21 protein-coding genes and 5 tRNA genes are annotated in these 24,373 nt (G+C 38.4%); 9 read left to right on the top strand and 17 right to left on the bottom strand.

Features of this window, described 5'->3' with window-relative positions; all coding sequences use genetic code 11:
• The first annotated feature begins 97 nt into the window (after positions 1 to 97).
• Positions 98 to 1,435, top strand: a complete 1,338-nt coding sequence (mgtE, locus tag ACG9ZL_RS09895; RefSeq protein ID WP_419327630.1) for a magnesium transporter — start codon at positions 98 to 100, stop codon at positions 1,433 to 1,435.
• 47 nt (positions 1,436 to 1,482) lie between these two features.
• Here the strand turns inward: mgtE and ACG9ZL_RS09890 are convergent, their stop codons facing one another.
• The 7 genes from ACG9ZL_RS09890 to ACG9ZL_RS09860 all read right to left on the bottom strand — a co-directional run bounded on the left by ACG9ZL_RS09890 (position 1,483) and on the right by ACG9ZL_RS09860 (position 5,252).
• On the bottom strand, positions 1,483 to 1,932 hold the full coding sequence (locus tag ACG9ZL_RS09890; RefSeq protein ID WP_336952711.1) for a DUF2726 domain-containing protein: 450 nt from the start codon (positions 1,930 to 1,932) through the stop codon (positions 1,483 to 1,485).
• 62 nt (positions 1,933 to 1,994) lie between these two features.
• Positions 1,995 to 2,070: transfer RNA gene (locus ACG9ZL_RS09885), tRNA-Asn, on the bottom strand.
• Positions 2,071 to 2,693: 623 nt separating this feature from the next.
• Positions 2,694 to 2,769, bottom strand: a tRNA-Asn gene (locus ACG9ZL_RS09880).
• 5 nt (positions 2,770 to 2,774) lie between these two features.
• A tRNA-Asn gene (locus tag ACG9ZL_RS09875) sits at positions 2,775 to 2,850 on the bottom strand.
• 74 nt (positions 2,851 to 2,924) lie between these two features.
• Positions 2,925 to 3,566: a hypothetical protein gene (locus ACG9ZL_RS09870; RefSeq protein ID WP_419329024.1), complete on the bottom strand. Its 642-nt coding sequence runs from the start codon at positions 3,564 to 3,566 to the stop codon at positions 2,925 to 2,927.
• Between the two features lie 81 nt (positions 3,567 to 3,647).
• Positions 3,648 to 4,274, bottom strand: a complete 627-nt coding sequence (gene sodB / locus ACG9ZL_RS09865; protein WP_419329025.1) for a superoxide dismutase SodB — start codon at positions 4,272 to 4,274, stop codon at positions 3,648 to 3,650.
• A gap of 219 nt (positions 4,275 to 4,493) precedes the next feature.
• Positions 4,494 to 5,252 carry a Nif3-like dinuclear metal center hexameric protein gene (locus ACG9ZL_RS09860; RefSeq protein WP_419329026.1) on the bottom strand — a complete coding sequence of 253 codons (759 nt, stop codon included), beginning with the start codon at positions 5,250 to 5,252 and terminating at the stop codon, positions 4,494 to 4,496.
• Positions 5,253 to 5,423: 171 nt separating this feature from the next.
• Here ACG9ZL_RS09860 and ACG9ZL_RS09855 point away from each other — a divergent pair, with 171 nt between their 5' ends.
• A complete protein-coding gene (locus tag ACG9ZL_RS09855) occupies positions 5,424 to 6,599 on the top strand; it encodes a S1C family serine protease (RefSeq protein WP_336952703.1) in 1,176 nt (391 codons plus the stop codon).
• A gap of 86 nt (positions 6,600 to 6,685) precedes the next feature.
• On the opposite strand, the gene ACG9ZL_RS09850 is transcribed toward ACG9ZL_RS09855, so the two are convergent.
• The 3 genes from ACG9ZL_RS09850 to radA form a co-directional block, all read right to left on the bottom strand.
• A complete protein-coding gene (locus ACG9ZL_RS09850) occupies positions 6,686 to 7,012 on the bottom strand; it encodes an EF-hand domain-containing protein (RefSeq protein WP_336952701.1) in 327 nt (108 codons plus the stop codon).
• A gap of 182 nt (positions 7,013 to 7,194) precedes the next feature.
• Complete coding sequence (locus ACG9ZL_RS09845) at positions 7,195 to 8,196, bottom strand: Tim44 domain-containing protein (RefSeq protein WP_419329027.1); 1,002 nt, start codon at positions 8,194 to 8,196, stop codon at positions 7,195 to 7,197.
• Positions 8,197 to 8,748: 552 nt separating this feature from the next.
• On the bottom strand, positions 8,749 to 10,134 hold the full coding sequence (radA, locus tag ACG9ZL_RS09840) for a DNA repair protein RadA (protein ID WP_004722416.1): 1,386 nt from the start codon (positions 10,132 to 10,134) through the stop codon (positions 8,749 to 8,751).
• Positions 10,135 to 10,413: 279 nt separating this feature from the next.
• On the opposite strand from radA, the gene ACG9ZL_RS09835 reads away from it, so the two are divergent.
• The 5 genes from ACG9ZL_RS09835 to ACG9ZL_RS09815 all read left to right on the top strand — a co-directional run bounded on the left by ACG9ZL_RS09835 (position 10,414) and on the right by ACG9ZL_RS09815 (position 14,917).
• Positions 10,414 to 11,814 carry an amino acid permease gene (locus tag ACG9ZL_RS09835; protein ID WP_004819689.1) on the top strand — a complete coding sequence of 467 codons (1,401 nt, stop codon included), beginning with the start codon at positions 10,414 to 10,416 and terminating at the stop codon, positions 11,812 to 11,814.
• A gap of 155 nt (positions 11,815 to 11,969) precedes the next feature.
• Positions 11,970 to 12,200, top strand: a complete 231-nt coding sequence (locus ACG9ZL_RS09830) for a hypothetical protein (protein ID WP_034617490.1) — start codon at positions 11,970 to 11,972, stop codon at positions 12,198 to 12,200.
• A 33-nt stretch (positions 12,201 to 12,233) separates the two neighbouring features.
• Complete coding sequence (lysA, locus tag ACG9ZL_RS09825) at positions 12,234 to 13,478, top strand: diaminopimelate decarboxylase (protein WP_336952695.1); 1,245 nt, start codon at positions 12,234 to 12,236, stop codon at positions 13,476 to 13,478.
• 13 nt (positions 13,479 to 13,491) lie between these two features.
• Complete coding sequence (dapF, locus tag ACG9ZL_RS09820; RefSeq protein WP_336952693.1) at positions 13,492 to 14,337, top strand: diaminopimelate epimerase; 846 nt, start codon at positions 13,492 to 13,494, stop codon at positions 14,335 to 14,337.
• Between the two features lie 151 nt (positions 14,338 to 14,488).
• Positions 14,489 to 14,917: a DUF7832 domain-containing protein gene (locus ACG9ZL_RS09815; RefSeq protein WP_336952692.1), complete on the top strand. Its 429-nt coding sequence runs from the start codon at positions 14,489 to 14,491 to the stop codon at positions 14,915 to 14,917.
• Positions 14,918 to 15,182: 265 nt separating this feature from the next.
• Here ACG9ZL_RS09815 and ACG9ZL_RS09810 read toward each other — a convergent pair whose 3' ends face one another.
• From ACG9ZL_RS09810 to ACG9ZL_RS09800, 3 genes are all read right to left on the bottom strand, one after another.
• Positions 15,183 to 15,560 (bottom strand): VOC family protein, encoded by a 378-nt coding sequence (locus ACG9ZL_RS09810; RefSeq protein ID WP_336952690.1) that lies wholly within the window; start codon positions 15,558 to 15,560, stop codon positions 15,183 to 15,185.
• 231 nt (positions 15,561 to 15,791) lie between these two features.
• On the bottom strand, positions 15,792 to 18,221 hold the full coding sequence (gene lon / locus ACG9ZL_RS09805) for an endopeptidase La (protein WP_336952688.1): 2,430 nt from the start codon (positions 18,219 to 18,221) through the stop codon (positions 15,792 to 15,794).
• A 147-nt stretch (positions 18,222 to 18,368) separates the two neighbouring features.
• Positions 18,369 to 18,953 (bottom strand): 5-formyltetrahydrofolate cyclo-ligase, encoded by a 585-nt coding sequence (locus tag ACG9ZL_RS09800; RefSeq protein ID WP_419359890.1) that lies wholly within the window; start codon positions 18,951 to 18,953, stop codon positions 18,369 to 18,371.
• A 490-nt stretch (positions 18,954 to 19,443) separates the two neighbouring features.
• On the opposite strand from ACG9ZL_RS09800, the gene ACG9ZL_RS09795 reads away from it, so the two are divergent.
• Complete coding sequence (locus ACG9ZL_RS09795; RefSeq protein WP_419359888.1) at positions 19,444 to 20,682, top strand: putative solute-binding protein; 1,239 nt, start codon at positions 19,444 to 19,446, stop codon at positions 20,680 to 20,682.
• Between the two features lie 190 nt (positions 20,683 to 20,872).
• On the top strand, positions 20,873 to 21,487 hold the full coding sequence (locus ACG9ZL_RS09790; protein WP_419359886.1) for a YiiX family permuted papain-like enzyme: 615 nt from the start codon (positions 20,873 to 20,875) through the stop codon (positions 21,485 to 21,487).
• A gap of 85 nt (positions 21,488 to 21,572) precedes the next feature.
• On the opposite strand, the gene ACG9ZL_RS09785 is transcribed toward ACG9ZL_RS09790, so the two are convergent.
• The 4 genes from ACG9ZL_RS09785 to ACG9ZL_RS09770 form a co-directional block, all read right to left on the bottom strand.
• Positions 21,573 to 21,648 (bottom strand) — tRNA-Glu (locus ACG9ZL_RS09785).
• 42 nt (positions 21,649 to 21,690) lie between these two features.
• Positions 21,691 to 21,766 (bottom strand) — tRNA-Glu (locus tag ACG9ZL_RS09780).
• Between the two features lie 130 nt (positions 21,767 to 21,896).
• Positions 21,897 to 22,799, bottom strand: coding sequence for a lipase family protein (locus ACG9ZL_RS09775; RefSeq protein WP_419359884.1), 903 nt, complete (start codon positions 22,797 to 22,799; stop codon positions 21,897 to 21,899).
• 131 nt (positions 22,800 to 22,930) lie between these two features.
• Positions 22,931 to 24,355 carry an amino acid permease gene (locus ACG9ZL_RS09770; protein WP_056514257.1) on the bottom strand — a complete coding sequence of 475 codons (1,425 nt, stop codon included), beginning with the start codon at positions 24,353 to 24,355 and terminating at the stop codon, positions 22,931 to 22,933.
• Positions 24,356 to 24,373 lie beyond the last annotated feature (18 nt).

The raw sequence follows: 24,373 nt of genomic DNA, 5'->3' as shown, positions 1-24,373 counted from the left end.
GAACCGTTAAAACATGTTTCACAACAAAAAACATCTTTATTTTCGTGGGATTGCAGTCCAACATGTGGCAAAAGTTTGATGGAATTTGGATCATCCTATGCAATTTTCTTTGGCACTCGTTTCAGAAATAGAAAAAGCCATTCAAAACCATCAATTTGATATCATCGAAAAACAATTTGAACAAATCAATGACGCTGATATCGCAAAAATTTTGGCAGACTTATCTTTAAATGAACAGCTGACATTGGTGGAGTATTTGCCCAATGCTGCGTACATTCTTGAGTTTTTATCACTCGAACAACAACTTAAAATTTCTGAGCATTTACCAAAACAAATACTGGTCAATATCATTTCTGAGATGCACTCGGACGATCGTACAGATTTATTTAAGTATTTGCCTTATGCATTACAGCAAGCTGTTTATGCTGATTTAAGCACTGAAATACAACTGCAGATCCAACATTTAGCCAGATATCCAGAAGAGTCTGCTGGTGCAATCATGAGTTCAGATTATGTGACATTGTCACCTGATTTGAACATGACGCAAGCCATCAAGCAGATCAGAGCAATTGCTACCAATCGTGAAACAGTCTATTTGATTTATGTGATCAATCCTCAAGGTACGTTACTTGGGGTTGTGTCCTTACGTGAAATTATTCTTGCTGAGCCTGAACAAACCATTGCTGAAGTTATGAGTACGGATTTGATTGTAGGGGATGTTAATGAAGACCAAGAAAGTATTGCAGAGAAGTTGCATTATTATGACTTTATTGCGCTGCCTATCGTTGATGAGCAACAGCGTCTTTTAGGTATTGTCACTTATGATGATGCGATGGATGTTGTCACCGAAGAAGCCACTGAAGATTTTTTAAAATCCAGTGCAGTCTCATCTTCTCCTAAAATGAGTATTAAGACAGCGCCGATTCATTACCTATATAAGAAACGGGTATTTTGGTTGGTGATTTTAGTTTTTGGCAGCTTATTGTCTGGATTTGGGATTGCCCATTTTGAAGATATTATTGCAAAAAATATTGTGCTGGTATTCTTTTTGCCGCTTTTGGTCGGGAGTGGTGGGAATGCCGGTTCACAGTCGGCCACGTTAATGGTGCGGGCATTGGCAACGGGTGATGTACATTTAAAAGATTGGATGTACCTGATTGGGCGTGAAAGCTTGGTCGGTTTATGCTTGGGCGGAACAATGGCAATTGCTGTGTCCATTCTTGGCTACTTTAGAGGGGATGCAATGGTCGCCTTGGTTTTAGCTTTAAGTATGATGGGTATAGTATTGATGGGCTGCTTAATAGGGATGAGTCTGCCATTTATATTAAATCGTTTAAAGCTGGATCCAGCAAGTGCTTCGGCACCTTTAGTCACTTCGATTTGTGATGCAACAGGTGTTATCGTTTACTTATGTATTGCATCGATTATTTTATAAGACATGGCTGAAGGGTATAAGCTTTAAAAATGCTTGGCTGATCATGTTTAATTAGCAATATCTTTTCTTAAATCACGACAACTGGGAATATCTGTATAGCGATATACCTGATAACCTGCTTGCTCTAACATCTCGTCACGTTGTGCATCGATATGCTCTTTGCCAAGGTGACTGGGATCATCGAGTTCAATAATAGCAATTACTTCAAGCTGTTTATCGAGTAAAACAAAATCGGTCACTTTACGATTGAATTTGGAACGCAATTTAAATTGATTGCAATCAATTAATGCGCTAAACGCGACTTGCGCAAGTACATGATGTTGTGGAAAGGCTTCATTTAAACGGAAAAACATTTTCTGTTCAAAAGGGGTGATCACACGTTTTGCATAATAATGTTTATTTCGAAATAAATACTGACCAAAGCAGGCAAGCAATAAAGCAATGGTTGCGATACTGCCAATCAATAAAAATAAAATTTGATGTAAATCGAGAGACATAAGCGATCGGTATCATATAGACAAGAAAAAACCCACTCAATCATGAGTGGGTTTTTAAAATCTGGCTCTCCAACCTGGGCTCGAACCAGGGACCTGCGGATTAACAGTCCGTCGCTCTACCGACTGAGCTATTGGAGAATCTGGAACGCATTTTAGGGATGAAATGGGAATGGGTCAAGGAAAAATTGTTAAATCCATCATAAAAAAGCATTATTTGCTAAATATTTGATCATTCTGAATAAAAGTAAATCTGAATAAAAATTAAAGTTGTTTTAAGCGTTCTGAAATTGAGAGTGAAATCAATTATAGTCAACCTGTCAAAAAAACTCAGACTCAAGAATATAATTTCTATTAATATTTTTAATTAAATCAATTTTATGGAAAAAATAAATTGTTAATTATAAAAAGCTTGCAACACCACATCTTACATTCAAAGTTTAAATTCCTTTGCGTAGGCGATGCCAAACCTTGCGCTGCTAACAAAGCAGTGCTTTGTTTTTGCTCATGGGCGAGGGGGACGTCCTGTACCTCCGCCCAACGGCGACATCCCTGTCGCCCCGCGGTAGGATAACCATCTAGGATTCAAAAGTACAAAAATGAATTGATAACTAACATTTTCTAAAATTTGATACAAAAACATAAGCTTTATTTATAATCAATGACTTGTATGAATAATTAAATGATTTGACCCTACATCTTTTCTTTATAGAAAATAAAGATATAAAAAAGCCCACTGCATGATGAGTGGGCTTTTTAGAATCTGGCTCTTCCACCTGGGCTCGAACCAGGGACCTGCGGATTAACAGTCCGTCGCTCTACCGACTGAGCTATGGAAGAATAGATGGCTCTCCAACCTGGGCTCGAACCAGGGACCTGCGGATTAACAGTCCGTCGCTCTACCGACTGAGCTATTGGAGAATCTGATGCGCATTTTATGGATGAAAGCCAAAGTGGTCAAGTGAAATGATAAGAAAAAAGGCTTAAATGTTTTTTTATTGTCCGAATTTAAAGAGTTTGTATATATATTGATTATTTTTAAAGTTTTCTAGTTCTTTATTCGAGATTAAATGATCATAAGTGATTAAATTTTGTTGCAGTTGGAGAAGGGTTTGTATTCGTTGTGATGGTTTCATTCGGACTAAAGCGCTAAAAATAATCGTGATTTCTAAGATTTGAATATTTTTAAAACGCAAGTTTGATGAAATCACTATCTTTTTAGCCCTATAGGCTTTTTTCCACAAAAAATGTTGTTGCATAATTTGATCAATAAACATTAAGTCAAGTTCGTAACACATACCAAAAGAAAAGCCTCTATGTTCTTGCTGTATTTTACGCATGCTGAAAGCGGAAATTTGTGCATAATCGAAGGTGATTTTTATTGCATGCATTTGAATTTGACAAAACTCGGAATGAAAACGTATCTGTGGTCGTCCATGTTTGATCAGCAAAGACAATGAAATAAGTTCAAACAACACGATAAACAGCCAAAACAGGACCACCAAAATGAAAGTGAAGCTGATATCGTCCGAATTGGTAATATAGAGATAACAGGGGATTTGAATGGCGCTAAGCATGGCATAACTATAAAAGATTTTTATTGGATCTGCTTTTACAGTGTAACTAGGATTGATCATATTAGAATTGAAAAAAATGAATCACATAAAAAGGCCATTCTAAAATGAATGGCCTTTATCCAAAAATAAAATGCTTAGATCTTATTTTTCAACACCAGCTTCTTGGCCTGCATATTTCGCGTTTGCATAGTCCCAGTTTACAAGGCTTTCTAAGAAAGTCGAAATGTATTTAGGACGAGCATTACGGAAGTCGATGTAATATGCATGCTCCCAAACGTCAATTGTAAGTACCGCTACTTTGCCATGTGCAAGTGGAGTATCTGCATTTGAAGTTTTAAGAATAGAAAGCTCGCCATTCACTTTATCAGCAACTAACCAAGCCCAACCTGAACCGAATTGAGTTGTTGCAGCAGCAGCGAATTCTTCAGCGAATTTTTCGTAAGAACCGAAAGCCTCATCAATTTTAGCAGCTAAAGCGCCAGTAGCTTTACCGCCACCGTTTTTAGCCATACAGTTCCAGTAGAATGTGTGGTTCCAAACTTGTGCAGCGTTGTTGAATACACCTGCTTTAGATGCATCGCCAGCTACAGCCACAATGATCTCTTCTAAAGTTTTACCTTCAAGATCAGTACCATTGATTAAGTTGTTTAAGTTTACAACATAGGTATTGTGGTGCTTGTCATGATGATATTCTAAAGTTTCTTTACTGATGTGCGGCGCAAGATCTTCATAGCCGTATGGTAAAGCAGGTAAAGTAATGGTTGTCATGTTTTAAATTCCTTGCATTTAGCTGGGTTTTAACATTAAGTGGCTTTATTGTAATGGATTCTTTCAACAATTGTGCAAGATGTTAAATAACAATACACAATTTATTTCGATTTAATACGTATAAAGAAAATGTAAAAAATGCATCGCATTTTTATGAAAAAATGTCTAATCGGCAAGCCAATATTTGTCTACAAATGAGCTACATTTTTAGGATAACACTTAAATTGGATTGTTGAGTTCGAAATAGCGATAATCAATCTTGAATTGTTCAGCGATCGCTTGACCAAGTTGTTGAACACCGTACCTTTCAGTTGCATGATGACCACATGCATAGTAATGCACATCTAATTCTTTTGCTTCATAAAAAGTACGCTCACTCACTTCACCTGAAATATAGGCATCACAATTCATTGCTGCCGCTTTGCCTATAAAATCCTGTGCTCCGCCTGTACAAAATCCAACTTTTTGGATCAGCGTTTTTTCTGCGGTTAAATGTATGGAATTGAAGCCTAATTTTTCAGTAAGAAGGTGTTTAAAATCTTCTGGTGAGATTGGAGCTTTTAAATAACCGATATTACCAATCGGATTGCGTTCGCTTGGGTCTAAAGCTTCAATATTTTCCAGTCCAAGGATTTTGGCAATCATTGCATTATTCCCTAGTGTTGGATGTGAATCTAAGGGGAGGTGGTATCCAACAAGTGAAATATCATTTTGGATTAATGCTTTGATTCGTTTGCCACGCATGCCTGTGATTGGATAGGGTTCGCCTTTCCAGAAGTAGCCATGATGAACCAAGAGAAGGTCTGCTTGTTGTGCAATTGCTGCATCAATTGCATCCTGTGACGCCGTGACTGCACACAGGATTTTTTTTACTTCAGATCGTCCTTCGATTTGTAATCCATTGGGCGCGTAATCTTTAAATTCATGCGATTTTAAGGTTTGATCACACCATTGGATGATATCTTTGAGTAAAGCCATGAATAACCTTTAATTAAATTAAGTGTGTTAAGAACATCAAAACATATTTTAAATTGTAACTAAAGCTGAACAAAACTCTTTGTGTTTTTTATGTTTCTTGATTGAATTGCTTTACAATATACAAATTGCTTTTGCATCAACGAATTAAAAAATTCTTAGAGGAATAAAAACGTGCGGCGTTCATTTACTTGGCTCCCTTGGGTTTTACTGATATTGGTTATTATTTGTTTTGTGGTTTGGCAAAAACTTCAACAGCCCAAAGCGCCTATTGCTGCTGATGGTGTGAAAATGCCAGCTGAGAAAGTTGAACCTTTGGTCAATACATCTCGAACGGGCGGTGTGGTGTCTTATAGTGCTGCGGTCAAAGTTGCCGCACCAGCAGTAGTCAATATTTTTACAACTCAAAAAGTAAAACAAAATCATCCATTACTCAATGATCCTGCGTTTAGAGAATTTTTTGGAAATCAGATTCCTGAACAAAATCAAAACCAGAATGAAAATAGTTTGGGTTCAGGGGTAATTGTTCGTCCAGATGGTTATATTTTGACAAATAACCATGTGATTGCTCAAGCAGAACAAATTGTTGTTGCCTTGCAAGATGGTCGTCGTGCTGAAGCAACTGTAATTGGCACAGATCCTGATACAGATTTGGCTGTGATCAAAATAGAATTGAAAGAATTACCTGTATTACCATTTAAATTGAGTGGGAATGAGGTAGGAGATGTTGTACTGGCAATTGGAAACCCATTTGGTGTAGGGCAAACTGTAACTCAGGGTATTATCTCTGCGACAGGCCGTTCTGATCTCGGTATTAATACTTATGAAGATTTTATTCAAACAGATGCAGCAATTAATCCAGGTAACTCTGGTGGTGCATTGATTGATGTGGCGGGGAATTTGATTGGCGTCAATACTGCAATTTTCTCTCAGTCTGGTGGTTCATTGGGCATTGGCTTTGCCATTCCTGCGAAAATCTGTCAACAAATTTTAAATTCGATTTTGAAAGATGGTCGTGTGATTCGTGGATGGATGGGTATTAGTTTAGTCCCACCAACCCAAGCGGATGTATTGCAGCCACGTCAGCCTGGTGTTGTAGTTGCTGATGTATTGAAAAAAGGTCCTGCGGCGGAAGCGGGAATTAAAGTCGGTGATCGTATTATTAAAGTGAATAATGAAGATATTACTTCAACCTCACATTTAATTAATTATGTTGCACTTCAAGCACCAAATACCGATATTCAAGTTGAAGTCATTCGTGGTGAACAAACTGTCAATCTCACTGTTAAAGTGGGTGAACGAAAAGTTCAAAGTGCTGATTCACAGTTTATCCCTTTACCACGACGTTAAGTATCGCAAAAAATTTAGCCCTGATGAATCAGGGCTTTTTTATTTCGAAAATGAAGGTTTTCCTTAGCTCAAAAGACTATTTAGTGTTAGTGAGGCCAATTGGCACAGGGATTAGGTAATAGGCTATGGATTGCGCCAACTTCTTCATTTGAGAGCTTTGTATCTTTATTTTTATCTAAGAATTTAAATAACTTAATGTTTTTATCTTGACCTTTAAAGCGTCGGTCATCTGGCCATGGGAGTGGATCAAAGTCTTTGACTTTTAAGAACTCATTGAGCTCAAAGGTACCATTTTTATTTAAATCATAGGTTTTATGGAATTTCTCCCAGTCTAAAGAAGCCGGATCACAGGCAAAGCTAAAGCTTGAAAATGCACTACAACTGAGAATTAGACTATAGATTATTTTATTCATTTGTTTTATCCCATTTTTTTAATTAGCTTTGATTATAAAGACAAAGTGATTTTAAACGAATGGCTGCATCTCAACAAAACTATTTCCGTCTTGATTCAATCTATTCGATAGAAAATACTATATTTTTAAAACAAAAAAACAGTGCCGAAGCACTGTTTTTATTGCAATAAAACGCTATTCAATTAACTTTCTTGTTGAATTCCAGCAACTAACCAATCTTGAGTAGACCCTGCTGGTTTAACAAAGTGCCATACTTCTGAGAACGGTACAGGTTGACTATTTAAGTCTTCGCTGACAGTTCCTGTAAAACGAACACTCACCACGTATTGTCCATTTTCTGTTGCACTATCCAATACCAATGCATTTAAGTTCGAAAACTCAGCCACATCTTGATCTTGGTTTGCCATGATATCGCTGTACATTGACTGATAAAGATCAGCTGTTAAATAGCGCTGAATTTCAGCAATGTTGCTCACAGAGTTCATTGACTGAATATGGTTAAAGCGTTGACGAGCAACACGTAAGAAAGCAGCAGGTTCCGTTCCATCTGGAAGTTGATTGCCGCTTTGCATTGACGCTGCACCAAAAGGTGCTTGTGTTGCAGTACCACCATTCACCGACTGACCAAAAATATTGGTAGAGTCATTCGAACTACGTGTCGCATTGTTTTGCCCAAATGGCGTAGATGTTGAACCTGCGCTATTTGGTGCATATGGATTATTACTGGCTAATTTTTTTTTTGCACCGAATTTACGGAATAAGAAGAATGCAGCACCAGCAATCAGGATTAACCAAATCCAACTTGGAATTCCACCTTGTTTCTCTTCTTGTTGAGCAGCTGCTTGTTGTTTCGCTAATTCAGCATCATTGGTCTGAGCTTGTGCGTTACCATTATGATCATCAGCCATCGCATTTGCCGCAATCGCACCTACTGCTGCACCTGCAACACCAGCAGCAACCATTTTACCTACACCAGAACCTGATTTTTGTTGACCAGGTTGAGCAGGCGTTGGTTGTTGAGCAGGCGTAACTTGTCGAGGTTGAGAATAAGACTGACTTGAACTCGAAGAACGGCTCATGCCATGGCTTTTACCACCACCTGCACGTTTTGCTTCAGCTAAAGGTGCTACAGCCAAAGTTGCCATTAAAATACCTGCGATCAAGCCGCGCTGTCGAACTTCCATTGAATCTACCTATATTAAAAAATATGTTGATGAATATGGGTGCAAGCATATTACTGTATTGCTTTCCATAGTTCTCTTTATGCAGTCTTTTTAAGAGAATTTCAATGTTTTTAAGATTTATTTGCACATATATTCACATAAACATAACGAATATATTGCTGGGCTTTTAAAGCTCAATACAGATTTTCTAATCTATTGAAATAATTAAAACAATCAAATTAAAAAGGCTTTTATCATATCGGTGGAATTGTCTTGTGATATACAAATTTAGCGAGGCAATTTATGATAAAAATTCTCATGATTTAAAAGATAATTTAAAGCATCCAGTAGATAGCTTTTATCTTTTAATTATTTGAATACATATTGAACGCTCAATCCGTTATAAAAATGATTAAACCAACTATTGTTTTAGTTTTAGTCAAATATTTATTTTTTTATTGGATTTGTGAGGGTTCATTTAAATAAGGGATAAGATACAAATTTTTATTTAAACTATCTATCAACGCAAGCTTACTTCCTTGTAAGACTTGATCTTATTTTATAACGTGATAATTAGACCTCATCACTCAATTGCATGGCCTCTGTTAACGCCTCATGCAGTCGAGCTACTGCAATGATTTGTACACCTGCAATAGGCTTTTGTGGTGCATTGCCTCTAGGTACGATGATGTATTTAAAACCATGTTTTATGGCTTCTTTTAAGCGCTCTTGTCCATTGGGAACTGGGCGTATTTCACCTGATAACCCCACTTCACCAAATACAGCCAATTGTTGTGGTAAGGCTTTAGAGCGTAAACTTGAAGCACAGGCCAAAAGTACCGCAAGATCAGAACCTGTTTCGGTAATTTTCAAGCCACCCACGACATTGACATAAACGTCTTGTCCAGAGGTCTGTACACCACCATGACGATGCATGACTGCAAGCAACATATTTAAACGGTTTTGTTCTAAGCCCAGTGCAACCCGACGTGGTTGTCCATGCGCATCATCAACCAGTGCTTGAACTTCAACCAATAACGGACGTGTCCCTTCACGGCTGATCATCACCACTGAACCGGGAATCGCTTCATCATAACGACTTAAAAAGATGGCAGACGGATTGGCGACTTCTTTTAAGCCCTTATCGGTCATGCCAAATACACCAAGTTCGTTGACCGCACCAAAGCGGTTTTTGACAGCACGAATCATACGGTAGCGGGAGTCAGATTGGCCTTCAAAATACAGTACGCAATCGACCATATGTTCAAGCACACGAGGCCCCGCCAATGCACCTTCTTTGGTGACGTGACCAACAAGAAATAATGCTGTACCACTATTTTTTGCAAACCGAGTCAAGAGTGCAGCTGACTCACGAATTTGCGAAACACCGCCGGGAGCAGATTGTAAGGTTTCAGTATATAAGGTTTGGATTGAGTCAAGGATGGCAACAGCAGGACGTAATTGTGCGAGGGTATCACAAATTCGTTCTACGCAGGTTTCTGCCATGACTTGTAATTTATCGGTAGCTAAGTCAAGACGATTGGCACGTAAAGCTACTTGTGAAAGTGATTCTTCACCAGTGACATAGAGCGCTGAATTCTTCGCAGCAGCCATATGGGTTGCGGTTTGTAAAAGAATGGTAGATTTACCAATACCGGGGTCACCCCCAATCAGGACGACAGAACCTGTGACTAAACCACCACCTAGCACACGATCAAATTCGCCAATACCCGTAGCTAAACGTGTTTCATTAGACACTGTAATCTGATTGAGTAAAGTGACATTGGCTGCTTGTCCTGCATATCCACCGCCCATAGGTTTGGCGCGATGTGATACGACAGGTTCTATTCGCACTTCAGTCAGAGAATTCCATTCACCACAGTCGGAACATTGACCTGCCCATTTTGGATGGTCTGTACCACATTGTTCACAACGATAAACAGTTTTAACTTTGCCCATTTTGAGTGCGTTCACCTTTTGAATGATCTGCTGAATGTACCAATAGCGCTATTGAAATACAATTTTTTGTGCAACATCTCGCCAAAAACTATTTTGGCACGTAAACTGCAAATCGAAGGAACGGTAAAAATAAGAAAGGTAAGGGATAGTCATTTGACTATTAAATAAGCTAAAAGATGAAAAAACTTAGTTATTTTAAGTATTCATTGAAAAAGGCTTTTTTATTTTTTTTGTTTTAAGCTACTTTTAAACAACGAAATCTGAGAGAAGAATATAACAATGTCAAATGAAAACCTCAGTTCTTCTGCGGAAACAGGTGAACTAGCAAGAAGTTTATCGAATCGTCATCTACAATTAATTGCAATTGGTGGTGCGATTGGTACAGGCTTATTTATGGGTTCAGGAAAGACGATTAGTCTTGCAGGACCATCCATATTATTTATTTACATGATCATTGGTTTGATGGTTTTTTTCGTCATGCGTGCGCTTGGTGAACTGTTACTTTCAAACTTGCAATACAAGTCATTTATTGATTTTTCTACAGATTTGATCGGACCATGGGCAGGCTATTTTGTCGGATGGACTTATTGGCTGTGCTGGATCACTATTGGTATCGCAGATTTATCTGCAATTATCTATTACTTACAGTTCTTCAATAATGGGGTGCCCTTTACCCCGACTGAAGGGGCCATGATTAGTGTTGCCGCAATCTTCTTTATTTTAGGATTGAACCTAGTCACAGTAAAACTGTTTGGTGAATTGGAATTCTGGTTTGCGCTGATCAAAATTATTGCCATTGTGGTGTTAATTTTGGTGGGTTTCTGGATGATTTTTACTGGCTTTACCTCGGCAGCAACAGGTCAAGTGGCGTCATTTACTCATCTTTGGGATCATGGTGGAATGTTCCCGAAAGGTTTTGAAGGCTTCTTAGCAGGCTTCCAAATTGCCATATTTGCTTTTGTCGGTGTTGAACTTGTTGGTACCACCGCAGCAGAAACCAAAGATCCAGAGAAGAACTTACCTAAAGCAGTTAACTCAATCCCAATCCGTATTATTTTCTTCTATGTATTGGCGTTAGTGATTGTTATGTCAGTTACACCATGGAATATGATTGATCCTAAAGTTAGCCCATTTGTGAACTTGTTTAGTCAAGCGGGAATTGCTGCGGCTGCAATCATTATGAACTTGGTGGTTCTTTCTTCTGTAATGTCTTCAATGAACAGTGGTGTATTCTCAACAAGTCGTATGCTATTTGGTCTTTCTCGTGAAGATCAAGGTCCTAAAGCATTTGGTCTGTTAAATAAACGCGCAGTTCCAGCGAATGCTTTATATTTCTCTGGTGTATGTCTATTGGGTGGTGCGGCATTACAATACTTCGTTCCTAATACTGTCGAAGCATTTACTTTAGCAACCACACTGTCCACGATCTTGTTTATCTTGGTATGGATTATTATTTTGTGGAGTTACTTGGTGTATTACAAAACACGCCCAGAACTTCATGCAAAATCAGTGTTTAAATTACCAGGTGGACCGATTACTTGTTATATCGTGATCATTTTCTTTGTCGGTACGATTGGTATTCTTGCATTAGAACCAGATACAATGAAATCATTGATGGTCAGTCCAATCTGGCTCATTATCCTTGCGATTGGTTATTTCTGTTTTTATAAGAAAAAATAGTTATTAACGATTTCAATGATATTGATAAGAAAACGTCAGTAATTTACTGGCGTTTTTTTTATTCTCATTTTAAGCTTTAATGCTTCCGCTTTGGTCTATATTTTAGATTCAAGGTATAAGGTATACTGACGAAAATTTTGGAAATAGGTGAACAAATGCGTTTTGCAATTTGTGGCATCGGTTTAGTTTTAGCAAGTGCTGTGTTGGTGGGTTGTGGTCAATCAGGCAATTTGCAATTGGCAAACAGTCAAGACTATGACAAACGTGCCAAATATTTGCTCTATTCAAAAGATGCCAATAAAGCTGCCCAAAGCAAGGCAAAAGTGCAAGATCAGACAGCTGTTGCAGATCAGTCTGTGCCCGCATCTCAAGCTACTTCAAACTAAACCTAATTACACTTTCATTGAAAGGATAGATTCATGAGTTTCTCCCGCATTCATGGGGTATTGCATGCAGAGCAATGTTCTTTAGATCAACTCGCGCAGCAATATGGCACACCGCTTTATGTTTATTCAAAGGCAACTTTTGAAAAGCATTATTTGGATATGGATCAGGCATTTAGCTTTATCGATCATCAAATTTGTTTTGCGGTGAAGTCAAACTCAAATCTTGCGGTATTGAATGTATTGGCAAAATTAGGCTCAGGCTTTGATATTGTCACAGGTGGTGAGCTTGCGCGAGTCCTTGCCGCAGGTGGAGATGCTACAAAAATCGTATTCTCAGGTTTAGGCAAACAAGAAGCAGATATTCAAAAAGCCCTAGAAGTGGGGATTGCGTGCTTTAATGTGGAATCTCATGCTGAGCTTGATCGGATTCAGAAAGTTGCGGCAGCTTTAGGTACAAAAGCTCCGATTTCGTTACGGGTAAACCCCGATGTAGATGCGAAAACCCATCCTTATATTTCGACAGGTTTAAAAGAAAATAAATTTGGTATTCCATCAGATTCAGTTTTTGAAACTTATCAATATGCAGCGTCTTTACCTAACCTTGATGTGATTGGAATTGATTGTCACATTGGTTCGCAATTAACTGAAACACAACCTTTCGTAGATGCGCTTGACCGCGTCATTATGATGATTGCAAAATTAAAAGAATTGGGCATCCAGCTGAAACACATCGATATTGGTGGCGGTTTAGGGGTGACCTATAAAGATGAAACACCGCCAAGTGTTGCAGAATATGCCAACGCAATGCGTCCAGCTTTAGAGAAATTAGGCTTAAAAGTTTATATGGAACCGGGTCGCAGTATTTCAGCAAATGCTGGGGTATTGGTGACGAAAGTTGATTTGTTAAAACCAACCAATCATCGTAATTTCGCAATTATTGATGCTGCAATGAATGACTTGATTCGTCCCTCGCTTTACCAAGCGTGGATGGACATTCAAGCTGTGGTATCGCGTACAGATCTTGAAGCAAAAACATGGGATATCGTGGGTGCCATTTGTGAAACAGGCGATTTCCTCGGTAAAGAACGTGAACTTGCCATTCAGGAAAATGACAATCTTGCTGTTTTAGGTGCTGGTGCGTATGGTTTTGTCATGAGTTCAAATTATAACAGCCGTGGTCGTGCTGCTGAAGTCATGGTCGATGCTGACCAGTCGTATGTGATTCGTAAGAGAGAAACGATTGAATCACTTTGGGAAAATGAAAGCTTATTGCCTTAAGGAGCCATTTTAAATGTTATTAGAATTTACCAAAATGCATGGTCTGGGCAATGACTTTATGGTGGTTGATTTAATCAGCCAGCGTGCATTTTTTGATGCAATGACCATTCGCCGTTTGGCTGATCGGCATTTCGGGATCGGTTTTGATCAACTGTTAATTGTTGAAGCACCAGATTTTCCCAATGTTGATTTTAAATATCGTATTTTCAATGCAGATGGTTCAGAAGTAGAGCAATGCGGCAATGGCGTACGTTGTTTTGCTCGGTTTGTTTATGAACGTCAGTTGACCAATAAAAAGCGTTTTAAGGTTCAAACCAGTGCTGGTATTGTCGAACCTGAATTGGGTGAAAATGGTTGGGTACGAGTCAACATGGGCTATCCAAAATTTTTACCCAATGAGATTCCATTTCTTGCAGAAGAAGCAGATGCATTGTATGACATCGCATTGAAAGATAATGAATCGCTGACTATTGATGTGGTCAATATGGGCAATCCACATGCGGTCACAATCGTTCCCGATGTTTTAACTGCAGATGTTGCCAAAATTGGTCCTCAAGTGGAAGCGCATGCGCGTTTTCCGCAACGAGTAAACGCAGGCTTTATGCAAATTGTTGATGAAAAGCATGCGCGCTTACGTGTGTTTGAACGTGGTGTGGGCGAAACGATGGCATGTGGTACAGGCGCTTGTGCAGCCGCAGTCTCTGGAATGCGTCGTGGTTTACTTGCCAATAATGTAGAAATTGAGTTAGCTGGTGGTAAATTACAAATCGAATGGAAAGAAGGCGATGTGGTTTGGATGACAGGCCCGACTGCAACCGTTTATGAAGGCCGTTTAGATTTACGTTATTTCCAAGGTTGATCTCCTTTTCTCTTATCAGCTTACAAAAAAGCCCTGAATTAATTTCAGGGCTTTTTTGTCTCTAACTGCATAGTTTTTGGATTAAAAAATATAAAATAAGTGTTTATACTGCTTAAAGATCTAAATAAATAATCACAAGGAAAAATAAATAATGGCAATAGATCGTATTGATTGGCATGGCGAATCGGCAGAGCAAGCAGGCTTTCCATATGAAAATGGTGGGACGCATATTGGAATTTATTTAGCATGGATTATCAATAATCAATTAGAAGGTGAGTTTCATCAAGAAGAAAGTGTTGATGAATTAGAACAAGTCCGTACACGTCAAATAACTGGGCGAGATTTTTTGATCAATATGTGCGATGAAAAATTTTGGGAAGAAGATTTAAATCCACAGGGTTTTGAATTTACCCAAGCTTATTATGAGAGTCATCAGTATTTAAAAGATTATGATGAGATATTAGTCAATGCTCAAGGTTTGATCGATACTTATGCTGTAGATGATACATGGGAAAACTATGACTTAATGGCTACGATGATTAGCCAAAAATATCAACAATGGAAGCGCAATCGAAAATAAATCAGCATTGTATGTACATTAACAAAATATACTTTTTCATTGATGGGCTTTTGTCAGCATACTCAAATTTAATCATAAAAAAACACAGTCCAAAATGGGTCGGACTGTGTTTTAACGTTGACCTGTCTGGAGACCAAATCGACGTTAAGTAACCACACTTACAGCGCGCATAGTTATATAATTTATATATGAGGATGACAGCGTATTTTTCAACCAGCAAAGTTGCCAATTTTAAATTGGTCATTCTATTTGTACTCCCACCCAATTAATTCATTGAGTGAATACCAAATATATTGCCTTCAGTATCAACTGCTAAAACAATATGACCATGAGGTCCGATCGACATTTTTGTTTGATGAATTTGACCACCAGCAGCTTCTACTCTGGCTTCTTCAATTGCACAATCTTCACTGGAAAAATAAATAATGGTACTGTTACCCCCAGCAGATATACCCTCCATTTTAACCAATGAGCCAGTTGCGCCATATTGGTTCATATCTGATGGAAATACCCACATTTCTACTGATGAATTGCTGGGATCACTTAATAAACTAAGCTCCGTGCCGATTACAGTTTGATAAAATAATTTAGCTCGCGCCATATCATTGACATAAATTTCGAACCAACACACTGGATTTGACATAAAAGTGTCCTTTTATTTTGCTGTTATCTGTTTTATGACCATACATGGCTGTATTCATAAGCCTAAGGGCAATTGAGCCTTTAACTTCTATTTTAGACTTTATCCTGATTAGCTTATGACAAACTTAACTTAAGATCAGCTGTATTTTGTAAGAAAGTATATTTTTTGATCACTATCCGGGGAGTCATTAAAAAAAAGAACGCCGAAGCGTTCTTTTTTTCGATCATTGGATTAATGACGTGCAGCTTTTTTGCCTTCATCCACTGCTTTAACGATGGGTGCTTTGACCAATGGTGTAGGATGCTCAACTAAAGCAAGTGGAAGAATCTCATCGATACTTTTCACCGCTTTAATTTCTAGACCATCTTTCACGTTCTGAGGAATTTCAGCTAAGTCACGTACGTTTTCTTGTGGTATAAATACCAGTTTAACTCCACCACGATGTGCTGCTAAAAGTTTCTCTTTTAAGCCGCCAATACGCATTGCTCGGCCACCTAAACTGGTTTCACCTGTCATTGCAATATCAGGACGAATTGCAATCCCAGTGAATGCCGAAACAAGAGCAGTCGTTAAAGCCAAACCTGCTGATGGTCCATCTTTCGGTGTTGCACCTTCAGGTAAATGAACGTGTACATCAGTTTCTTCAAAACGAGAAGCTTCGATACCCAATTCATCAGCACGTGTACGAACCACAGTCATTGCCGCAGTAATGGATTCTTTCATTACATCACCGAGTGAACCCGTAGTAATAAATTTACCTTTACCTTTTACTGCCGCTACTTCAATGGTGAGTAACTCACCGCCAACAGAAGTCCATGCCAAACCGTTTACACGACCTACTTGAGCTTCTTCTTCAGCCATGCCGTAATCAAACTTATGCACGCCTAAATATTCAGGTAAGTTTTCAGCAGTGACATCAATATGTAAGTTTTTCGCTTTCTTACTGACGGACTCTTTTACTACTTTACGTGCAATCTTAGAAACTTCACGTTCAAGACTACGTACACCAGCTTCACGGGTATAACGACGGACAATGTCACGGATCGCTTCCTCATGAACTGTCAATTCTTTGCCACGTAAGCCATTGTTCTTGATTGCCTTTGGAACAAGGTAACGATCTGCAATATTGACTTTTTCGTCTTCGGTATAACCTGGCAAACGAATTACTTCCATACGGTCTAATAAAGCCTCTGGAATATTCATACTGTTTGCAGTACAGATAAACATCACTTCGGACAAGTCAAGATCAAGATCTAAGTAGTGATCGTTAAACTTGTTATTCTGTGATGGATCAAGTACTTCAAGCAGGGCAGAAGCTGGATCACCACGATAATCCTGTGCCATTTTGTCAACTTCATCGAGCAAGAACAGTGGGTTCTTAACACCAACTTTTGTCAACGACTGTACAATTTTACCCGGCATCGCACCAATATAAGTACGACGGTGACCACGAATTTCTGCTTCGTCACGAACACCACCGAGTGCCATACGAACGAATTCACGACCAGTTGCTTTGGCAATTGATTCTCCGAGTGATGTTTTACCAACACCTGGAGGTCCAACTAAACAAAGGATTGGACCACGAAGTTTTTTAACGCGTGATTGAACAGCGAGGTATTCAACAATACGTTCTTTGACTTCGTCCAAACCGTAATGGTCTGTATCTAAAATTTCCTGAGCTTTAGCTAAGTTAATGCTGACTTTGCTCGCTTTATTCCAAGGCGTATCTAAAATCGCCTCGATATAGTTGCGTACAACAGCAGCTTCACTTGATGCTGGTTGCATTGCTTTTAATTTGCGGAATTCATTTTCAGCTTTTTTACGCACATGTTCAGGTAAATCAGCTTCCGCTAAACGTTTTTCAATTTCAGCAACATCATCTTCCGCACCACCATTCATATCGGAAAGTTCACGCTGAATGACTTTCATCTTCTCATTGAGGAAGTATTCGCGTTGATTCTTTTCCATTTGGCGTTTTACAGAGTCATGCAATGTTTGCTCAATCTGTTGTTCTTCAGATTGTTGCAGTAAATAAGTCATCAACTCTTGTAAGTGTGCTTCAAACTCATCGTGCTCTAGGAATTTTTGTTTTACATCGATATTTAAAGGTACACGGGTTGCAACAAAGAACAACAATTGTAATAAATCATCGATTTTATTTGCTGCTGCAATCAATTCACGTGCATTACGCAATTTGGCTTCTGCATACTGTGAAAACAGTGCACGTAATTCTTCTACACGTGTTGCTTGAGTATCTTTATCTACAGATATCGTCATTGGGCTTAATGCATGTTCAGCCGATAAGTATTCATCATTGTCGATGATTTCAACCAGCTTAGAACGATGTAAGCCTTCAATTAGTACCTTGATACAGTTTTCATCATTTTCATGATTCACAACTTGTACAATCTTCGCGACGGTACCATATTGATATAAGTTGTCGTGATCAATTTCTTCTGTAAGCGAATCTTTTTGCGCAACTACAAATACTAAATTGTCACTGTTACGAGCCACATCAACTGCATTGATCGATTTTTCACGACCCACAAATAGCGCGATTTGCATATGTGGGTACACAACCACGTCACGCAACGCTAAAAGCGGTAATACACTTGGAACCTGTGGCTCTAAGTTTTCTTGATTCATAATAATCTCAGACATGGGCACTCCTAATGAGTGACAACGGTGTTGCCATGTTTTTTATAGTGATGTGTATTTCAAAAATTACAAGGGCTTTGCCGAATAAAAAGTTTAAAAAATCGCAAGTATTTGATTAACAAATAAACCTATTTACATTTATTGGTCACTTTAACGCCGAAAATAATAGGTTTTTGCTGGGGTAATTAAGCTATCTAGGGACTGATCCCATGAATTTCTTGTAAGCTCATGGGTGAGTAACTGGAAATTATGGGCTAAACCGAGTCGATGTGGGCGGTATATAGCGGATGCAAGCGTTCGATCATAGAAACCGCCTCCCATGCCCATACGGCTCCCTTTTAAATCACAAGCCAATAAAGGCATGACCACTAGATCGAGTATTGAAATATGCTTAGCACGACTTGCCATGGGTTCCAACATCCCAAGACGATGTAAAGAAAAGCGGCGATTGCGAAACTGCCGATTTGATATTTTGACCCAAACCAGTTTTTTATTCATGTTACAGATCATGGGCAAATACACGGTTTTTCCAATTGCACAGCAATATTCGATAAGTAATTTGGTTTGAATTTCACCAAAAGCGTCTAAATATAATCCAATTTTCTGCGCATTAAAAAAATGGTGGTGGCGTAGCATCTGTTTAAAGCATTGCCGTTCGATCATTGCTTGTTGATTACGGGTCAGCTTTTGTCGTTGTTGTCTTAAAGATTTACGCAGTTGTGAATTTTGATCCATATTTTGAATGCTAAAACTAAACTATTGCCAGTATACAATGAATTGATAAACGGCATCATAAATTGAGATTTGTCACGATAAAGCGATGAAGTATCAATAGCGTTGAATCGGGAAGCAATGCTTGGCATTTCCTTGAAGATGTATATTGAGTTTGACCAGCAACAGATTTGATGAGCCGAAAATATTATTGATAAAAAATTAAGTAATCATAAAAAACGGTTTTAAAAAGAATGGCAATATGATTGTTCTATTTCGATTACTTTTATTCGCCAGAGTTTGCGATAAATGGGCGATTTTAAGATATATTCTAATCGTTTGATATCAAACAATTAAAATATCGATATTTCATATTTTAACTTCAAAGTGTCTATTCTGACAAATGTAGGATTTTGCTCAGTCAATTGCAAATCAAAGCACTTCAATTACGCTGATAAAAAAATTCACGTGAGTGATGATTATGGATAACCACGAAAATAAACAGGAAAAGATCATGCACAGTAAGCTCAAACAAAAGTTTAATCCTTTGTCACGACGGTTTGTTATCTCAATGCTTGCATTGACGAGCACTTTACCATTTATTACTTATGCAGCTCCAAAATTGGACCTTGAATTGTCTGCACATTCAAAAAATAAAATTAAAACCTTAATGAATGATCCAAAAGTTTGGCAACAGATTCCTAAAACAGTCACGCTGTGTGTATTTTCTCCAGATGGTGCCAATAGTGAAGCTTTTGAACAAGCGACCAGTTATATCAGTGAATTGCCACGTATTACCCAAATTGCCAAAGAGTTTGGGGTAGATATGAAAATTACCCGTCCAACCAAATTATCGATGCGTATTGATTTAAATTATCCAAAATTAAAGAAAACTGCTTCAACTGATATTAATTTAAGGGTTTATACCGATGAACGTGTATTAACTGAGGATTTTCGAAGTAAACGTTGTGATGGAGCTGGAATCAGTAACATTCGTGCGCGTCAGTTTAACCCTTTTGTGGGGAGTATTGATGCCATTGGGGCAGTGCAAAACTATAAGCAATTAACTACAGTGATCCAGTTGCTTGCACGCCCAGAGTACGATGCAAAAATGGTGAATAGGGATTATGAAGTCGTAGGGATTGTTCCGTTAGGTGCGGCATATATCATGGTCAATGATCGCCGTATTGATACCTTATCGAAAGCAGCAGGAAAAAAAGTAGCGGTCATGAACTTTGACGGCACTCAAAAGAAGTTGGTGCAAAATGTCGGTGCACAACCTGTTTCTGTTGACCTATTAACAGTGGGTGGAAAGTTTAATAATAAAGAAGTCGATATTATGGCGGGGCCTGCTTTGTTATTTAAGCCTTTAGAATTGAAAAAGGGCATGACTGATAAAAATGGTAATGTAGTCGGTGGCATTATTCGCTTTCCTTTGATACAGGTGACAGGCACGTTAATTATGCATCGGAATAAGTTCCCTGCAGGTATGGGGCCAATTGCACGGGAAATGATTTCTAAACAGCTCAGCCCAGCATTTCAATTTGTTGATAAACTGGAGCGAGAAGTTCCAGATAAATATTGGTTTGATATTCGTGAAGCGGATAAACCGGGCTATATTAAGATTATGCGTGAAGCCCGTATTCAGATGACAAAAGAAGGCTTCTATGACCCAACAATGATGAAAATTTTGAAAAAGGTTCGATGTGGTCAAACCCCAAGTAGTTTTGAATGTGCTTTAAATGATGAATGATCGGGTTTTGATGACATATTAAGTCAAAAGCAAAATCACAAACAGCTGATATTTTTCATTTGAATTGAAAAGTGAAAGAGCAAAATGAAAGTTTATTTTGCTCCTTTTTTATTGCAAAGTTTAGGCAATTCTTTATTACTCTGTTAGATTAAACCCAAGATAAAGAAGATCAAAATTAAGATTTGAAAAGATGTTAAAAAAACAATTCAAGTTATTCCTGTTGGCCTTGTTATTTTGTTCTACCTCTGTATATGCAACACAATATCAGACAGGGGATATTATATTTCATACTTCTAAATCAGCACAAAGTCTGGTAATTCAAAAAGCCACACATTCACCATATAGTCATATGGGAATGATCGTGATTAAACACGAGCAAGCTTGGGTTTTAGAAGCCATTCAACCTGTGAAATATACACCTCTGCGGCAATGGATCAATCGAGGTGTAAATAAAGCTTATATTGTAAAACGTTATCAAACTGAGTTGACAGCAGAGCAACAACACAAGTTAGTCAAACAAGCTGAGACTTATTTAAATAAGCCCTATGATGTTTATTTTGAGTGGAATGATGATGCAATTTATTGTTCTGAAATTGTATGGAAAGCTTATCAATACGCTTTAGGGCTAGAACTGGCACCCTTGGAAAAATTACAAAGTTTTGATCTCACAGATCGAAGTGTTAAAGCGCTCATGCACCAACGATATGGACAGCATATTCCATTGCAAGAAACAGTGATTGCGCCAAGTGCAATTTTTAATTCAAAAAAACTGAAAACGGTTGACTCGGTTGCTGGTTTGAATTGATTGGAAATATAGTAGACATAAAAAAACCTGAATCATGATGCTCAGGTTTCTTATAAGAAGAGGTATATAGATACTTTCTTGAATGTGGCGACCCTACGGGGATTCGAACCCCGGTTACCGCCGTGAAAGGGCGATGTCCTAGGCCTCTAGACGATAGGGTCAATAAATTGAGGCTGACTCTTGAAACAAAACCATTAAATTAATGGCGACCCTACGGGGATTCGAACCCCGGTTACCGCCGTGAAAGGGCGATGTCCTAGGCCTCTAGACGATAGGGTCGTTTCAGAGGTGGGCGTATATTAGGGCGAATACTGGAACGTGTCAAACTTTTTTCTACAATAAAAACTGAAATTACGTTTATATGGATAAAAACAAAGCAATATGACCAATGTGGTTAAAATTAATACCATTATTGAGGCTTGCAATACAGCATAGCTTCTAAAATATTCTGAACCACTGCTGGATGTTGTAAATAGCCTGCGATTTGATGGGGAGTATGAATAAAAGTTGAAATAGCGGTATTTATAATTGCCGGTTGAAAGTCAAAAGGAGCATTGATCAACGGAAAAGCGGTTAAGAAATCATCTGGGGAATAGAAATTTTGCCAATCACCATTTAGACACCTTGGTCTTTGGATAGGTGGAGTCAGTTTAGACTGAATCACTTTAAAGGCTAATGGTGAGCCTAAAGTAATAAAGCGTTGTATCTCGTAGTTTACTTGCAGTTGTTGTAAAAGATTATAGGCAATCACAGTCCCTAACGAATGCGCAACGATAATATACGGTTGATTGGGTTCTAAGTTGGCAAGTATCCGTTGATGGACTTCATCCATAAACTGAGGATTGGCGAGGTATAAATAAGTTTCGATGAGGAATTTATGAATCAGACTTTCATGTAGTTTTGGAAAATTATTTAAAATTAAAGAGAACTCTTTGAGTGCTTTATCTTTTAACAATTGCGAAGCCAAATACAAGCGTTTAGATAATTTTAAGTCGTGATCAGGCATAAAGTAGGGCAATATTGGAATTGCGGGAGAGGCATTTAAAATTGTACTAGGTGGTGGTGTTGTATGTTTATGAAAGTGAAAGTTTACCCATGATTTAGGTAGAAAGCTTTCTAAGTCAAAGCGATTGCTTAATTGGTGTTTAGTGATTAAATCGCCATAAAAAGCTAAGCGAATATCTAATTGCGCTGTTGCAATAGGCAACTTAAGTTCATCAATTCCTTGCTGAAAAATATCAACCCAATGTTGTTTTAAACTTGCAGCATTATAATTCTGCTGGTTCATGCCATGAATAAAAATAATCTTCATTGGGTTTTTTATAGATTGTTATGTTTAATTATTAAATTACGAGTTTAAACTGATTTTGACTATCTTTGAATGTACAAAAAGTGTAGCCCATGGCTACACTTTTTGTTTAGAAATGATCTGATAGGTCTTGTTTAGGATTGTGATTGATCTTTATATAAGAATGCGTAGCTGATATAGCAAATTGCAATAAAGATTAAACAACAAATAAAGCCAACCACCATTTCAGGATCAAACACCATACTGATACAGGTAATTAAACAGAAGATAAAACCTAAGATCGGCACAATTGGAAACAACGGTGCAGCAAAGCCCAACTCAGCTTTGGTATGACCTTGTTTGTACCATTGACGTCTAAAATTAAATTGGCTGAGACAAATACTCATCCATACCACAACCATGGTAAAAGCAGCCACACCCAACAAGTTTTTAAAAATAGTTTCAGGCGCAAATTGCTCTGAAAGTAAGCCAGGTAGTGCGCCAAACATGGTGACAATCACCGCTATATATGGAATACCGCGTGCATTGACCCTAGAAAATAATGCTGGAAGCTGTTTCTTGGCCGAGAGCGACCACATCATACGTGATGCAGCAAATAACCCTGAGTTTGCAGCAGACAACAACGCAGTAATGATCACAAAACGAATAATGTCTTCTGCGTATGGAATACCAATATGATCAAATACGGTAACAAATGGGCTGCTACTGACACCTTCAGCATGTAATCCTGCCATTTGGTGGGGAAGCAATGCACTAATGACAATGATGGTACCTACAAAGAAAATCAATAAACGCCAAATAGCAGTATTGATTGCTTTAGGCACATTTTTCGCAGGATCTTCAGTTTCACCTGCAGCAACACCAATTAACTCTGTACCCGAGAAGGCAAAGTTAACGATTAACATGGTGGTGAAGATTGGGAATAGGCCTTGTGGGAACCAGCCTTCATCCGTTAAATTACTAAATAACGGTGCTGAAGTATGTCCCTGATAATTTAAAATACCAAAAATTGCCAATAGACCAAAAAGAATAAAAGCAATTACCGTGATGACTTTAACCAAAGAGAGCCAGAACTCAGATTCGGCAAACCATTTGGTTGAGCTCATATTTAAGCCAAACACGATTGCTGCAAAAATCAGCGTCCATAGCCACATCGAGATATGTGGAAACCATTCTTGCATCAGCAAAGCTGCAGCAGTGAACTCAGTCCCTAAAGTTGCTGACCATGTCAGCCAATATAACCATGTGACCGTGTATCCAGTACCTGGACCAATATATCGTTGCGCATAAGTACCAAATGAACCTGACTCAGGCATATGAACAGCAAGTTCACCTAAGCACAGCATCACCATATAGGCAATTACACCACCGAGGATATAAGAGATAATGGCACCAATAGGACCTGTTTGTGAGATCACCTCACCAGAACCTAAAAAAAGCCCAGTACCGATTGCACCACCAAGCGAAATCATCACCAAGTGACGAGTACTCATTGCTCGTTTGAGTGGTGAAGAATTAGATGATACCTGAGCATCATTTTGATTTGGTGATGACTGCATAAGCTTCAGATGGAAATA

This window comes from Acinetobacter legionensis, assembly GCF_048551735.1.
Lineage (GTDB): Bacteria > Pseudomonadota > Gammaproteobacteria > Pseudomonadales > Moraxellaceae > Acinetobacter.
Note: the sequence above shows the minus strand (reverse complement) of the source record. Positions and strands in the feature narration are given on the sequence as shown.

What these genes read in the sequence shown, in the direction of transcription:
- mgtE (WP_419327630.1), top strand. Translation starts at nt 98, where the DNA reads ATGCAATTTTCTTTGGCACTCGTTTCAGAAATAGAAAAAGCCATTCAA.
- ACG9ZL_RS09890 (WP_336952711.1), bottom strand. Translation starts at nt 1,932, where the DNA reads ATGTCTCTCGATTTACATCAAATTTTATTTTTATTGATTGGCAGTATC.
- ACG9ZL_RS09870 (WP_419329024.1), bottom strand. Translation starts at nt 3,566, where the DNA reads ATGATCAATCCTAGTTACACTGTAAAAGCAGATCCAATAAAAATCTTT.
- sodB (WP_419329025.1), bottom strand. Translation starts at nt 4,274, where the DNA reads ATGACAACCATTACTTTACCTGCTTTACCATACGGCTATGAAGATCTT.
- ACG9ZL_RS09860 (WP_419329026.1), bottom strand. Translation starts at nt 5,252, where the DNA reads ATGGCTTTACTCAAAGATATCATCCAATGGTGTGATCAAACCTTAAAA.
- ACG9ZL_RS09850 (WP_336952701.1), bottom strand. Translation starts at nt 7,012, where the DNA reads ATGAATAAAATAATCTATAGTCTAATTCTCAGTTGTAGTGCATTTTCA.
- ACG9ZL_RS09845 (WP_419329027.1), bottom strand. Translation starts at nt 8,196, where the DNA reads ATGGAAGTTCGACAGCGCGGCTTGATCGCAGGTATTTTAATGGCAACT.
- radA (WP_004722416.1), bottom strand. Translation starts at nt 10,134, where the DNA reads ATGGGCAAAGTTAAAACTGTTTATCGTTGTGAACAATGTGGTACAGAC.
- ACG9ZL_RS09835 (WP_004819689.1), top strand. Translation starts at nt 10,414, where the DNA reads ATGTCAAATGAAAACCTCAGTTCTTCTGCGGAAACAGGTGAACTAGCA.
- ACG9ZL_RS09830 (WP_034617490.1), top strand. Translation starts at nt 11,970, where the DNA reads ATGCGTTTTGCAATTTGTGGCATCGGTTTAGTTTTAGCAAGTGCTGTG.
- lysA (WP_336952695.1), top strand. Translation starts at nt 12,234, where the DNA reads ATGAGTTTCTCCCGCATTCATGGGGTATTGCATGCAGAGCAATGTTCT.
- dapF (WP_336952693.1), top strand. Translation starts at nt 13,492, where the DNA reads ATGTTATTAGAATTTACCAAAATGCATGGTCTGGGCAATGACTTTATG.
- ACG9ZL_RS09815 (WP_336952692.1), top strand. Translation starts at nt 14,489, where the DNA reads ATGGCAATAGATCGTATTGATTGGCATGGCGAATCGGCAGAGCAAGCA.
- ACG9ZL_RS09810 (WP_336952690.1), bottom strand. Translation starts at nt 15,560, where the DNA reads ATGTCAAATCCAGTGTGTTGGTTCGAAATTTATGTCAATGATATGGCG.
- lon (WP_336952688.1), bottom strand. Translation starts at nt 18,221, where the DNA reads ATGTCTGAGATTATTATGAATCAAGAAAACTTAGAGCCACAGGTTCCA.
- ACG9ZL_RS09800 (WP_419359890.1), bottom strand. Translation starts at nt 18,953, where the DNA reads ATGGATCAAAATTCACAACTGCGTAAATCTTTAAGACAACAACGACAA.
- ACG9ZL_RS09795 (WP_419359888.1), top strand. Translation starts at nt 19,444, where the DNA reads ATGCACAGTAAGCTCAAACAAAAGTTTAATCCTTTGTCACGACGGTTT.
- ACG9ZL_RS09790 (WP_419359886.1), top strand. Translation starts at nt 20,873, where the DNA reads ATGTTAAAAAAACAATTCAAGTTATTCCTGTTGGCCTTGTTATTTTGT.
- ACG9ZL_RS09775 (WP_419359884.1), bottom strand. Translation starts at nt 22,799, where the DNA reads ATGAAGATTATTTTTATTCATGGCATGAACCAGCAGAATTATAATGCT.
- ACG9ZL_RS09770 (WP_056514257.1), bottom strand. Translation starts at nt 24,355, where the DNA reads ATGCAGTCATCACCAAATCAAAATGATGCTCAGGTATCATCTAATTCT.